The sequence below is a fragment of the Herbaspirillum sp. GW103 genome (assembly GCF_000261365.1).
GTDB lineage: Bacteria > Pseudomonadota > Gammaproteobacteria > Burkholderiales > Burkholderiaceae_D > Herbaspirillum.
Window position 1 is genome coordinate 554219 of the sequence record NZ_AJVC01000006.1, and the last position, 12520, is coordinate 566738.

Below are 12520 nucleotides of genomic sequence, written 5' to 3' on the forward strand. Positions count from 1 at the left end.
CCGCACAGGCGGCGTCCCTTACCGTCAAGTGCATTCCACCGGCGCGTTCGGCCCTGTTGTCGGGCGCGCCGCGAGTCGCTGTGCGCCTGCTCTCGGCGCTGGCGGCGGGCATGCTGCTGTGCGCTGCGGTGCAGGGCCAACCGCTCACCGAGCGCACTCGGCAGAAGCAGGCCGCCGAGAAGGAGCAGGCCGACCTGCAACAACGCCTCACCGCGCTCAAGCGCGATATCGACCAGACCGAAACCGCCAAGGACAATGCCGCCGACGCGCTGGCGGCCTCGGAACAGGCCATTTCCAAGGCCAATCGTTCACTGCGCGATCTGGCACAGGAACAGCAGGCCACCGAAGCGCGCCTGGCGCAACTGGTCAAGCAGTTGAACGAACTGACCGTGCTGGTCAACGCCCAGCAGGCGCAGCTCTCCAGGCTGCTGCGCGAGCAATACGTAGCCGGCAATGAGGACCGCATCAAGCTGCTGCTCTCCGGTGACAATCCCAATCGCATCAACCGCGAGCTGCAGTACATGGGCTATGTCTCGCAGGCCCAGGCCAGGCTGATCGACACCCTGCGCGCCAACCAGCAGGCGATCCGCGCCAACAAGGCCGACACCCAGAACGCCAAGTTCGAACTGGAAGAAATCGCCCAGGAAGAACTGGAGCAGAAGAAAGTGCTGGAACGCGAAAAGGGCCGTCGCCAGGCCCTGTTGACGCAGCTGTCCACCAAACTCAATGCCCAGCGCCAGCAAGCCGGCCATCTCGAGCAGGACCAGCGGCGTCTGTCCAGCCTGGTGGACAAGCTGGCGCAGATCATCGAGCAGCAGAAAAAGGCCGAAGCCGAAGCCCGCGAGAGACGTCGTCAGGAACAATTGGCCAAAGCCAGGGCCGAACGCGAGAAGCGTCTGGCCGAACAGCGCGCCCGCGCCGAGAAGCGCGCCGCCGAAGCGGCCCGGGCCGCCAGGGAAGGCAAGCCGGCACCGAAGATGCCCGATCCGGCCGACGCCATCGATGATGACGAACCGCCGCAACAGGCCTCACTGGGCCGCAACGATACCCTGCCCGAGCTGCAGGCGGACAATTTTGGCAAGCCCTTTGCCAGCCTGCGCGGACAATTGCACCTGCCGGTCAAGGGTGAACTGATGTCGAAATTCGGCACCCGTCGCGGCGACGGACCGGCCAGTCGTGGCCTGTTCATCCGCGCCCCTGAAGGGGCCGAAGTGCGCGCGGTGGCGGCAGGACGGGTGGTCTTCGCGGATTGGCTGCGCGGGTTTGGCAATCTGATCATCGTGGACCACGGCAACCAGTACATGACGATTTACGGCAACAACCAGTCGGTATTGAAACGCGCCGGCGACCTGGTCAAGGCCGGGGAAACCATCGCCACTGCAGGCAACAGCGGCGGTAATGAGCAATCGGGTTTATACTTTGAAATGCGGTATCAAGGCCGCGCATTCGACCCACAGGGGTGGGTAACTTCTAGGTGACACATGGGCAGCAAACTCAAGAATATCAGTTTGATCGGTTTGGGCATGGTGGCTGGAGCCACTGCGATGATTCAGTTCGACGCCATCGCGCAAAAGAATGCAACGGCGTCGCTGCCCCTGGAGGAGCTGCGCCAGATGGCCGACGTATTCGGTCTCATCAAATCGGATTACGTCGAGCCGGTCGATGACAGGAAGCTGCTGACCGAAGCCATTTCCGGCATGGTCTCCTCACTCGACCCGCACTCCGCCTATCTGGACAAGAAGGCCTACAAGGAGCTGCGCGAAGGGACCATGGGCAAGTTCGTGGGCCTGGGCATCGAGGTCGGCATGGAGGACGGCTATGTCAAGGTCATCTCTCCCATCGAGGATTCGCCGGCTTTCCGCGCCGGCATCAAGGCCGGTGACCTGATCACCCGTCTGGACAGCACCCCCGTCAAGGGTCTGACCCTGGACGAAGCCGTCAAGAAGATGCGCGGCGAACCCAACACCAAGATCACCCTGACGATTGCCCGCAAGGACGAAGACAAGCCCATCATCCTGACCATCACCCGCCAGGAAATCCGTGTGCAGAGCGTCAAGTCCAAGGTGGTCGAGCCCGGTTATGCCTGGGTGCGCGTGACCCAGTTCCAGGAACCGACGGTGGACGACATGTCCAAGAAGCTCGCTGCCATCTACGCCCAGGAACCCAACCTGAAGGGCCTCGTGCTGGACCTGCGCAATGACCCGGGTGGCGTGCTGCCGGGCGCCATCGGCGTGGCCGCGACCTTCCTGCCCAAGGATTCGGTGGTGGTCTCCACCAACGGCCAGCTTCCCAGCTCCAAGCAGACCTTCTACGCCAAGCGCGAGTACTACGCTTCCAACCCGCTGTCGGATCCGCTGTCGCGCCTGCCGGACGCCATCAAGAAGGTACCGATGGTGGTTCTGATCAACAGCGGCTCGGCGTCGGCCTCCGAAATCGTGGCCGGCGCCCTGCAGGATTACAAGCGCGCCACCATCATGGGCACGCAGTCCTTCGGCAAGGGTTCGGTGCAATCGGTGATCGCGCTGCCGCCCGAGAAGAACACCGCGGTCAAGCTGACCACCGCCCGTTACTACACGCCCAAGGGCCGTTCCATCCAGGCCCGTGGCATCGTGCCGGACATCATGGTGGACGAGTATCCCGATGGCGACGGCCTGAACGGCCTGCGCCTGCGTGAAGCCGATCTCTCCAAGCACCTCACCAACGACACGGACAAGTCCGCCGAGGTCAAGGCGCAATCGATGGATGAACAGTCCGAAGAACGCCTGATCGCCGCCGAGAAGAAGCGCAAGCCGCTGGAGTTCGGCAGCAAGGACGACTTCCAGCTGATGCAGGCCCTGAACCAGCTCAAGGGCTTGCCGGTCAAGGTCTCCAACGCCAAGCCCGAAGTGCGCAACGAAGAAGGCAAGAACGCCACCCCGGTCAAGGACGAGCGCCGTGACAACAAGGCGCCGGCCGAGAAGATCGATACCACCAAGTAATACGCCGCCTCCGGGCAGGCACATCGGGCCGCTAGCACTTGCCAGCGGCCCTTTTTTTCATATCAATCAGGGCAGATCTGACGATGGATGACCAACAGTTGCTGCGCTACTCGCGCCACATCCTGCTCGACGAGATCGATATCGAAGGCCAGACCCGCCTGCTGCAAGGTCATGCGCTGGTGATCGGAGCCGGCGGCCTGGGCTCGCCGGCGGCCATGTACCTGGCCTCGGCCGGCATGGGCCACATCACCCTGGTCGATCACGACACCGTCGACCTGACCAATTTGCAGCGCCAGATCATGCACACCACCGAGCGCGTGGGCCAGCCCAAGGTGCAATCCGGTCGCCAGGCGTTGCAGCAGATCAACCCCGGCGTGCAGGTCACCGCCCTGGCCGAACGGGTCGAGGGGGAGCGCCTGCAGGCCCTGGTGGCCGCAGCCGACGTGGTGCTGGACTGCAGCGACAACTTCGCCACCCGCCACGCCATCAACCGCGCCTGCGTGGCGGCAGGGGTACCGCTGGTATCGGGCGCGGCGATCCGTTTCGATGGCCAGGTCAGCGTGTTCGACCCGCGTCAGGACGCCAGTCCCTGCTATGCCTGCCTGTTCCCGCCGGAGCGCGAATTCGAGGAAGTGCAATGCGCGACCATGGGCGTGTTTTCGCCGCTGGTGGGCATCATCGGCACCATGCAGGCGGCTGAGGCCATCAAGCTGGTGGCCGGCATTGGCCGTTCGCTGGCCGGGTACCTGCTGATTCTGGATGCGCGCGAGATGGAGTGGACCCGCATTGCCATCGGACGCGACCGCCAGTGCCCGGTGTGCGCCCGGCGACACGGATAATCCCGGCGCCCGCAGGCCGCACGCTTCGCCGCTTCCATCCTGCCCCGTTCTTCTGGTATAAACACGGATGGATGTTGCAATGCAAATAGCATGCCGCATGCGCCAGGCTGATGTTCGGAACGACGACAATTCATAAGCGCGATCAGCCCGCCCCGCCTAGCCCGTCACAGGGGAAGTCATGAACCGCTCCATGAACCGGACCGCTGGCCGCACGTCGCCCCCCGCCATGATGGCACCCGGGCCGCTGCGCCAAAGGCTTGGCATCCGGAATCGTTGGTGTACAATCCTTGACCGCGAAAAAGCGTGCGCCATCCGCAGCGCCGCGGCCTGGAGACACCGGGCGGGCCAGCCGATCGCGTCAACGTCAATCGAAGAGGTGCCAACGCGGCAAGGGAAGTGGATTCACAAGCGACCTGTTCCGGCAGCCGTGCATCAGCCGGGATAATGGATATAGTTGAAAAACCCGTAGTATTGAAAGTAAGCGAAGTGGCAACCAAGACTCCCAAAACTACCCCTGCAGCGCAGTTGCTGACCGAGGAACAGATCCTCAAGATGGACGAGAAGGACTACATGAACGAAGCGCAGCTTGCTTTCTTCAAGGCCCGTCTCCAGCAACTGGAAAAGGATCTGCTCAAGAACGCGGACGAAACCACCGAACACCTGCGCGAAACCGTGCTGGTGCCGGACCCGGCCGACCGCGCCACCATCGAGGAAGAACACGCCCTGGAACTGCGCACCCGCGACCGCGAGCGCAAGCTGCTCAAGAAGGTGCAGCAATCCATCGTGGCCATCGACAATGGCGAGTACGGCTGGTGTGAAGAAACGGGTGAACCGATCGGCATTCCGCGCCTGCTGGCGCGCCCGACCGCGACCCTGTCGCTGGAAGCCCAGCAACGCCGCGAACTGAAGCAGAAACTCTACGGCGACTGATCCTCGCCGCGCACGATGACGCCTGCGCCATGCGGTGCGCAGGCGCAGTGCCGCTGTCGTTTTCTACCTGGTCCTGTCCCATGAACCGTCTGCGCGCCCTGCGAAGCTCCACCGTCATCGCCTTGCTGGCGATGTCGCTGTTGTTCGCGCAGATGCTGGGTTTCGTGCACGGGATTGCGCACGCCGGCTGGGCGCCGGGAACGGTCCATTCGCTGATCAGCGAAGCCCTGTTCGATGAGGGCGAGGAGGCACATGCCGAACTCGCTGCCGCCGATGGGCAGCATGCCCATCACCACCATGCCCACGACCTGCACCACTCCTGCGTCGCCTATGATGCGGCCGCCCTGTCGGCGGGTGCATACTTTGATTTTCCTCCCCTGCCGCTGTTGCCGCCGGTGCGCGTACTGGCCCTGTGGCGGGCCTTCGCGTCCTGGGACGCCCCGCTGAACTGCCATTTCTTCTCGCGCGCCCCGCCACGCTGAATTCCTTCCTCCTGCAAGACCCTCATGACTGGTTACCGGTTGTCCCTCGCGCATCCGTGCGCGGCGTTGCGTCGTCCTGACGCCGCCGCGCGTGATCGCGTGCCGACGGCCGGTGTATCCGCGCCGCCCCGTCACCCTCACGACAGAGCGGGCGGCGCTTCGTGCACAACAAGGAATTCACATGGCTCTTCAACGCCAACACATTGCCTCGGCTGTCCTCACGGCCCTGGCGGCCTGGTCTGTTTCCGCTGCAGCGCAGACTGCAGACAGCACCGCTGCCACTACCAATACCGCTAACACCGCTAACACCGCCAATACTTCTGCAACCCCTGCGGCCCAACCGGCCCTGCAACCCATCGTCGTCACCGCCACCCCCTTCGCCTCGGAGGAAGATGTGCAGGTGCTGGCACCGGCCAAGGTCATTACCGGTGACGAACTGCGCAACAAGCTTGGCAATTCGCTGGGTGACACGCTCTCCAACGAACTGGGCGTATCGGCTTCAGCCTTCGGTGCCGGGGCTTCCCGTCCCATCATCCGCGGCATGGAAGGGCCGCGCGTGATGATTCTGCAGAACGGCATGGACGTCTCCGACGTCTCCACCGTCTCCAACGACCATGCGGTCGCCACCGAAGCGGCCACTGCCCGCCAGATCGAGATCCTGCGTGGTCCGGCGGCGCTGCTGTATGGCTCGGGTGCCATCGGCGGCCTGGTCAACGTGGTCAATGACCGCATCCCCACCGAGCTGGTCGGCAAGCCCACCGGCACCGTCGAAGGACGTTACGGTACGGTTGACGGCGAAAAGAACAGCTCTTTCTCGCTGGATACCTCGGCTGGCCAGATCGGCCTGCACCTGGACGGCAACTATCGCGACACCGACAACTACAAGATCCCGGGCAACGTCCGCCAGGGCGACAGCAGCAGTGCCTCGGGCCGCCTGCCCAACTCCTTCACGCATGAGACCAGCCTGGGTGCCGGCATTTCCTACGTGACCAACTGGGGCTACATCGGCCTGTCGGCGGCGACCCTGGATGATCACTACGGTATCCCGACCGATGAAATGTCCTTCATCGACCTGCACCAGAACCGCTACGACCTCGACACCGTGGTCAACCAGCCCTTCGCCGGTATCGAGAAGTTCCGGGTCCGCATGGGTTACACCGACTACACCCACATCGAGAAGGCGCAGGATGGGACGCCCAACACGGTCTTCTCCAACCGCTCCCAACAGACCCGCTGGGAGCTGACGCACGCACCCCTGGCCGGCTGGCACGGCACCTTCGGCGTGCAGACCGAGCAGAGCAACTACTCGGCCCTGACACCCGATACCGGCGTGTCCGAACTGACCCCGCCGACCCGCTCATCCTCCTTTGCCGGCTTCCTGGTGGAAGAACGCCAGTTTGGCCAGGTGCTGGCCAGCGCCGGCCTGCGCGCCGAGAGCGTGAGCCGGCGTCCGGACAGCGGCAGCGGCCTGCCGGGACGCAATTTCAGCCTGATCTCCTGGTCCACTGGTGGACTGTGGAGCTTCCAGCCCGGTTACGGCCTGGGCCTGACCTACTCCTTCGCCCAGCGTGCGCCAACGGTAGAGGAGCTGTACTCCAACGGTCCGCATGAATCGACCTCGACCTACGACATCGGCGACAACCAGTTGAAGAAGGAAACGTCACACAACATCGAACTGAGCCTGCAGAAGACCGAGGGGTTGGTGCGCTGGAAGGGCAACGTGTTCCGCAACAAGGTCAATAACTACATCTACGGCCGGACCAATGGCCAGGTGGACGATACCGGCACGGCCGATGCCAATGGCGAGTTCACGCAGCGCTTCTGGTCGCAGGGCGACGCCACCATTCGCGGCGTGGAAGCCGAGGTCACCTACAACTGGAATGGCGAAGGCGTCTCCGGCCGGGTCTTTGCCGATACCTCGCGCGGTACGCTCGACAACCAGGGCAACCTGCCCCTGCAGCCGGCCACCCGCTACGGTATCGAGCTGGGCTACAAGACCGGCCCCTGGGCCAGCGGCGTGAAGGTCTTGCGCGCGCAGAAGCAGGATCGCCTGGCGTCCTTCGAAACCTACGAGACCCCGTCCTACACCCAGCTGGACGCCAACCTGTCCTACACCCAGCGCCTCAACGGCGTGAAGCTGACCTGGTTCGCGCTGGCCCGCAACCTGCTGAACCAGGACATCCGCCTGTCTACCTCGGTGCTGCGCGAGACGGTACCGCTGGGGGGCCGCAACTTCATCGTGGGGGTACGCACCGCTTTTTGACCGATATGAATGAAACGTCAGCTGCCTCGGGCAGCGACGTCCCCGGGTGCCAGCGGGAGACTGCGCCTCCCGCCAGCGCGGCTTGCCCGGCTGCCTCCGCAAGGAGGCCGCCGGGCTTTTTTTCGCGTATGAACGAATGGGTAATTTTTCGGATTTTTTTCTGGCCGATTACGGTGCCGGCGGGAAATCCAGAACAGTATCGTTCACACGGTTGAACAGATTAGTGAAGGTAATGGCAGTGACCGCCAGCAGCGTATCGACGATCTGGGCATCACTGTAGACGGCTCGCACGCGCTCGACCGCGCTGGCCTCGACGGTGCCCCGTGTGGCCACCAGGCTGCGGGCGAAATCGGCCAGTACGTCCAGTTTGTCATCGCCCGAGGGCCGGGCGTGACGTACGCCATCGATGGCCTGGGCTGGCAGGCCGACCTTCTTGCCCATGAGCGCGTGGGCCGCCAGGCAGTAGTCGCAACCGGCCTGTTCACTCACGGCCAGCTTGATGGCTTCGATTTCCTTGGCCGACAGGCTGCTCTTGCGCAGCGCGCCGTCCAGATGCAGGGCTGATTCCAGCGCCACCGGGCTCAAGGTGCCGATGCCGGCGTAGGCATTGGGCACCATGCCCACGGCGGACTTGATGGCGGCAAACAGTTGGGCGGCCTGACCGCTGGCTTCGCTGAGGGGGGCAATGTTCAAACGGGACATGTGGTTCTCCTTGATGAGGACAAGCGCGGCGGCCTGGGCGGGATTGCCGGTGGTCCGTGTTGCGCATGGACGTACTGTAGGCCTCTTGAATGAAATTATGAATGCCTGAAAATGACATAAAATTGCTCATCAATCTCATTGAAGGAAATCCATGGATGCCCTCAGTCGCCTCCTGTCCCTGCACCCGGTGCGTGCTGCGCTGGACATCCGCTGCCGCTTCGGCCAGCCGTGGAATCTCCCGCATGCGGCCTTGCCGGCTGGGGTGGCGCCATATCACTTCATCCTGGAGGGCAGGGCGCAGCTGCAACTGGCCACGGGTGCGGCGCTGCCGCTGGAAGCGGGCGACCTGGTGGTACTCACGCGGGGTGCGGCCCATGATCTCTTCATTGCGCCCGCCGCCGAGGCCATCGGGGCGCGCCTGGGAGTGACGGCGGCGCCGGTGCGGCTGCATGTGAACGATGATGCGGTCAGCGGTGCGCAAGCCTTGTCGGATTTTCTTTGCGGACAATTCCATTTCGATGCCCCGCATTCCAACGCTCTGGTGCAGGCCCTGCCGGAAGTCTTGCTGGTGAGGGGAGCCTTGCTGCCCGAGGGCGATGGCCTGCGCACACTGGCTACGCTGCTGCGCAGCGAATGCGGCGGTGCCGATGGCCGTGGAGAATTGCGCGCCGGTGCCCAGGCCGTGGTGGCGGGGCTGGCGGCGGCGCTGTTCGGACTGGCCCTGCGCGCCTGGCTGGCCCAGGGCGGACCGCAGCCGGGTCTGCTGGCGCTGCTGGCCCATCCCGGCCTGCAGCCCGCGATGCAGGCCATGCTGGAGGCACCGCAACAGGATTGGACTCTGCCCCGCCTGGCCGCGCTGTGTCACCTGTCGCGCGCGACCTTCGTGCGGCGTTTCCAGGCGGTCGGCAATACAACGCCGGGTGAGGTCCTGCAGCAATTGCGCATGGCGCGCGCCGCTCAGCTGCTGAGCTACAGCAAACTGCCCACTGCGCAGATCGGCGAAGCGGTGGGGTATCAGTCGGAGGCGGCCTTCAACCGGGTGTTCAAGAAATTCAGCGGGATGGGACCGGGCGCCTACCGGCGCACTGGGCGGCAGGCGCCGCCGCAGGGGATCAGCGGATAGGCAGGCGGATGGTGTTCTTCACTTCTTCCATCACGGCATAGGTGTGGGTTTCGCGCACGCCCTTCAATTGCAGCAGCGACTTGCCCAGAAATTCGCGATAGGCGTTCATGTCCTTGACGCGCGACTTGACCAGATAGTCGAAGCCGCCGGCCACCATGTGGCATTCCATGATCTCGGGGATGCTCTGCACGCTCTTCTTGAATTCGGCAAAGACATCCGGCGTGGTGCGGTCCAGCACCACTTCGATGAAGACCAGCAGCGAGACATCCAGCAATTCCGGATTCAATTGCGCTGCATAACCGAGGATGTAGCCGGCTTCCTGCAGCTTGCGAACCCGCTCCAGGCAAGCGGCCGGCGACAGGTTCACGCGCGCGGCCAGGTCGACGTTGCTGATGCGGCCATCGTTTTGCAGCTCCGCCAGAATTTTCTTGCTGATCTTGTCGAGTCCGGCCATGGTTTCTGAACTTTATTCAGTTAAAAATATATTGAGAAAATTTTATTCCAATTATAAGGGGAATAAGCGGGCCTAATATCAAGGAAGAGTCAATAGAATCCTCCCTCATAAAAAACATAACGTAATGCGGGCATGAAGCGAAGTTCACCTCGCTTCTGCGCGGATCACAGCAGTATCTCGGCAATGGATGTTGACGAGTTTTGTTTGCAGGCTTGCCAGCGCGTGGCGGTAAAGACCGTCCTCACGCGGCCAGCACGGCATCAACGGAATGCACCGCTCCGGCCCACGAGGCGGGGGATGGTGCAGATCCTGCTTTTCCGGCGTTTTCAATGCAATTACCCACCGCAGTCTGACTTTCTAGAAGAGAGGAAACACCCCATGTTCAAGCGCGTCTCCGGACTCAACATCATCGCCGCCTCGCTGGCGCTGATCCCTGCTTTCGCCATGGCGCAGGATACCCAGGTCGTCAAGATCGGTTTCTCCAGCCCGCTGACCGGTCCCCAGGCATCGGCCGGCAAGGACAACCAGGGCGGCCTGATGATGGCCGTCGAGCGTCTGAATGCGCAACCCATCACCGTGGGCGGCAAGAAGATCAAGTTCGAAGTCATCGCCGAAGATGACCAGGCCGATCCCAAGCAGGGCGTGGCCGTGGCACAGAAGCTGGCTGACGAGGGCGTCAAGGCCATCGTCGGTCCCTACAACTCGGGCGTGACCATCCCCGCCTCGCGCGTCTACAACGATGCCGGCATCGTGGTGGCTACCGTGGCCTCCAACCCCAAGATCACCCAGCAAGGTTTCGCCACCCTGTTCCGCGTGGCCGCCAGCGACAGCCAGCTGGGCGGCAAGATGGCCCTGTATGCTGCCAAGGAACTGAAGTTCAAGCGCGTGGCCGTGATCGATGACCGCACAGCCTATGGTCAGGGCCTGGCCGAGGAATTCACCAAGGTCGCCAAGGCCAACGGCATTGAAGTCATCAGCAAGGACTTCACCAACGACAAGGCCACCGACTTTACCGCCATCCTGACCTCGATCAAGGGCAAGAAGCCCGACGCCGTGTTCCTGGGCGGCTACGCTCCCCAGGGTGGTCCGATCAAGCGCCAGATGAAGCAGTTGGGCATCGACGTGCCCCTGATGGGCGGCGACGGCATCTGCTCGCCGGAAATGGGTCGCCTCGGTGGTGATGCCATCGGCGAGAGCGTCTACTGCACCCAGGGCGGCACCATGCTGGACAAGGCCAAGGATGGCAAGGTCTTCGCTGACGACTACCAGAAGAAATACAACCGTCCTGCCGAGACCTATGCAGTTTCCTTCTACGATGGCATGATGCTCATCGCCCAGGCCATGAAGCAGGCCAACTCGGTCGAGCCCAAGGCCTTCGGTCCGGCCCTGGCCAAGATCAGCTACAAGGGTGTGGCCGGCCAGTACGACTTCGACGCCAACCACGACCTGAAGCAATCGCCGGTGACGGTCTATCGCTTCAAGGACGGTCTGCCGGTCCCCCTGACCAGCTACTGATCGCTCCTTCCCCTGGCCTGATCCTGCCGCCCGCCATGGCGGGCGGCTTGCCAGGCTTCCAGCCCAGCTCCACTGTGCAGTGCCCCGCTTCCCGCCGGTTTCGACCGGCCCGGGAGCGGTTTGCCGTACCCGCTTGCGGTGCCGACCTCATCCCCGGCAGTGTTACCCTCTGCCCAGGCGGACCCGCAGCACACCCGGAAGGAAGACCATGCTCAGCTATACCCGTACCGTCCAGACCATCGATGCCCACACCGGCGGCGAACCGCTGCGCATCGTGGTCTCGGGCCTGCCCAAGATCCCGGCCGGCACCATCCTGGAGCAGCGCGCCTGGCTGCGTGAACATCGCGACGATCTGCGTCGCTTCCTGATGAACGAACCGCGCGGCCATGCCGACATGTACGGCGCCTACCTGCTGCCGCCGGTCACGACCGGTGCCGACTTCGGCGTCATCTTCATTCACAACGAAGGCTACAGCGACATGTGCGGCCACGGCATCATTGCCCTGGGCAAGGTGCTGGTCGAGATGGGCTACGTCGAACGCACGCAGCCGCAGACCCGCATCTGCTTCGATGCCCCGGCCGGCTTCATCGAAGCCTTCGTCGAGTGGGATGGCGTGCGCGCCGGCAAGGTCAGCTTCAACAACGTACCGGCCTTCATCTATCGCCGCGATGTGGAGGTCCAGACGCCCGGGTTTGGCAAGATCGTCGGCGACATTGTCTTCGGTGGCGCCTTCTACTACTACATCAATGCGACGCAGGCCGGCCTGACGGTCAAGCCGGAACTGGTACGCCAACTGATCCAGCTGGGCGCCGAAACCAAGGCTGCGGTGATGGCCAAGGTCGCCATCGCGCATCCGCTGGAGCCCGGCCTCAATACGCTGTACGGCACCATCATCGACAGCGAACCCAATTTTCCGGGCGCGGACCAGTCCAACGTCTGCATCTTCGCCGACCGCGAAGTGGATCGTTCGCCCACCGGTACCGGCACCTCGGGCCGTGCGGCCCAGCTGTTCCTGCGCGGCCGGCTGGCGCTGAACCAGTCCTACGTCAACGGCAGCATCGTCGGCAGCAACTTCGGCGTGCGCGTGACCGCTGCCACCAAGGTGGGCGATTTCGACGGTGCACTCACCGAAGTGAGCGGCTACGCCCACATCATGAGTACCAACCAGTGGGTGCTGGAAGACTCCGATCCTTTCCCGACCGGCTTCTTCCTGCGCTGACCTTCTCCAAGGATT

At 63.5% G+C, this 12520-nt stretch carries 11 protein-coding genes; 9 read left to right on the forward strand and 2 right to left on the reverse strand.

Features of this window, described 5'->3' with window-relative positions:
• Positions 1-110 precede the first annotated feature (110 nt).
• The 6 genes from GWL_RS21110 to GWL_RS21135 all read left to right on the forward strand — a co-directional run bounded on the left by GWL_RS21110 (position 111) and on the right by GWL_RS21135 (position 7492).
• Positions 111-1478 carry a murein hydrolase activator EnvC gene (locus tag GWL_RS21110; RefSeq protein ID WP_192811599.1) on the forward strand — a complete coding sequence of 456 codons (1368 nt, stop codon included), beginning with the start codon at positions 111-113 and terminating at the stop codon, positions 1476-1478.
• Between the two features lie 3 nt (positions 1479-1481).
• Positions 1482-2978 (forward strand): S41 family peptidase, encoded by a 1497-nt coding sequence (locus GWL_RS21115; protein ID WP_008334217.1) that lies wholly within the window; start codon positions 1482-1484, stop codon positions 2976-2978.
• An 83-nt stretch (positions 2979-3061) separates the two neighbouring features.
• Entirely contained in the window at positions 3062-3817 is a 756-nt protein-coding gene (locus tag GWL_RS21120; protein WP_008334218.1) for a HesA/MoeB/ThiF family protein, read from the forward strand.
• A 444-nt stretch (positions 3818-4261) separates the two neighbouring features.
• Entirely contained in the window at positions 4262-4747 is a 486-nt protein-coding gene (gene dksA / locus GWL_RS21125) for an RNA polymerase-binding protein DksA (protein WP_175344725.1), read from the forward strand.
• 80 nt (positions 4748-4827) lie between these two features.
• A complete protein-coding gene (locus GWL_RS21130) occupies positions 4828-5229 on the forward strand; it encodes a hypothetical protein (RefSeq protein ID WP_034351571.1) in 402 nt (133 codons plus the stop codon).
• A gap of 181 nt (positions 5230-5410) precedes the next feature.
• Entirely contained in the window at positions 5411-7492 is a 2082-nt protein-coding gene (locus GWL_RS21135) for a TonB-dependent receptor (protein ID WP_008334224.1), read from the forward strand.
• 168 nt (positions 7493-7660) lie between these two features.
• On the opposite strand, the gene GWL_RS21140 is transcribed toward GWL_RS21135, so the two are convergent.
• Positions 7661-8194 carry a carboxymuconolactone decarboxylase family protein gene (locus GWL_RS21140; RefSeq protein WP_008334226.1) on the reverse strand — a complete coding sequence of 178 codons (534 nt, stop codon included), beginning with the start codon at positions 8192-8194 and terminating at the stop codon, positions 7661-7663.
• Positions 8195-8345: 151 nt separating this feature from the next.
• Here GWL_RS21140 and GWL_RS21145 point away from each other — a divergent pair, with 151 nt between their 5' ends.
• Positions 8346-9317, forward strand: a complete 972-nt coding sequence (locus GWL_RS21145; RefSeq protein ID WP_008334227.1) for an AraC family transcriptional regulator — start codon at positions 8346-8348, stop codon at positions 9315-9317.
• Here the strand turns inward: GWL_RS21145 and GWL_RS21150 are convergent.
• On the reverse strand, positions 9307-9771 hold the full coding sequence (locus GWL_RS21150; RefSeq protein WP_008334229.1) for an Lrp/AsnC ligand binding domain-containing protein: 465 nt from the start codon (positions 9769-9771) through the stop codon (positions 9307-9309). The genes GWL_RS21145 and GWL_RS21150 overlap by 11 nt on opposite strands.
• A gap of 378 nt (positions 9772-10149) precedes the next feature.
• On the opposite strand from GWL_RS21150, the gene GWL_RS21155 reads away from it, so the two are divergent.
• Entirely contained in the window at positions 10150-11286 is a 1137-nt protein-coding gene (locus tag GWL_RS21155; RefSeq protein WP_008334230.1) for a branched-chain amino acid ABC transporter substrate-binding protein, read from the forward strand.
• 208 nt (positions 11287-11494) lie between these two features.
• Positions 11495-12505, forward strand: coding sequence for a trans-3-hydroxy-L-proline dehydratase (gene lhpH / locus GWL_RS21160; RefSeq protein ID WP_008334232.1), 1011 nt, complete (start codon positions 11495-11497; stop codon positions 12503-12505).
• Positions 12506-12520 lie beyond the last annotated feature (15 nt).

Coding starts and splice junctions, on each gene's coding strand:
- GWL_RS21130 (WP_034351571.1), top strand. CDS start 4,828: ATGAACCGTCTGCGCGCCCTGCGAAGCTCCACCGTCATCGCCTTGCTG.
- GWL_RS21120 (WP_008334218.1), top strand. CDS start 3,062: ATGGATGACCAACAGTTGCTGCGCTACTCGCGCCACATCCTGCTCGAC.
- GWL_RS21145 (WP_008334227.1), top strand. CDS start 8,346: ATGGATGCCCTCAGTCGCCTCCTGTCCCTGCACCCGGTGCGTGCTGCG.
- GWL_RS21110 (WP_192811599.1), top strand. CDS start 111: ATGCTGCTGTGCGCTGCGGTGCAGGGCCAACCGCTCACCGAGCGCACT.
- GWL_RS21140 (WP_008334226.1), bottom strand. CDS start 8,194: ATGTCCCGTTTGAACATTGCCCCCCTCAGCGAAGCCAGCGGTCAGGCC.
- GWL_RS21135 (WP_008334224.1), top strand. CDS start 5,411: ATGGCTCTTCAACGCCAACACATTGCCTCGGCTGTCCTCACGGCCCTG.
- GWL_RS21155 (WP_008334230.1), top strand. CDS start 10,150: ATGTTCAAGCGCGTCTCCGGACTCAACATCATCGCCGCCTCGCTGGCG.
- GWL_RS21150 (WP_008334229.1), bottom strand. CDS start 9,771: ATGGCCGGACTCGACAAGATCAGCAAGAAAATTCTGGCGGAGCTGCAA.
- lhpH (WP_008334232.1), top strand. CDS start 11,495: ATGCTCAGCTATACCCGTACCGTCCAGACCATCGATGCCCACACCGGC.
- GWL_RS21115 (WP_008334217.1), top strand. CDS start 1,482: ATGGGCAGCAAACTCAAGAATATCAGTTTGATCGGTTTGGGCATGGTG.
- dksA (WP_175344725.1), top strand. CDS start 4,262: ATGGATATAGTTGAAAAACCCGTAGTATTGAAAGTAAGCGAAGTGGCA.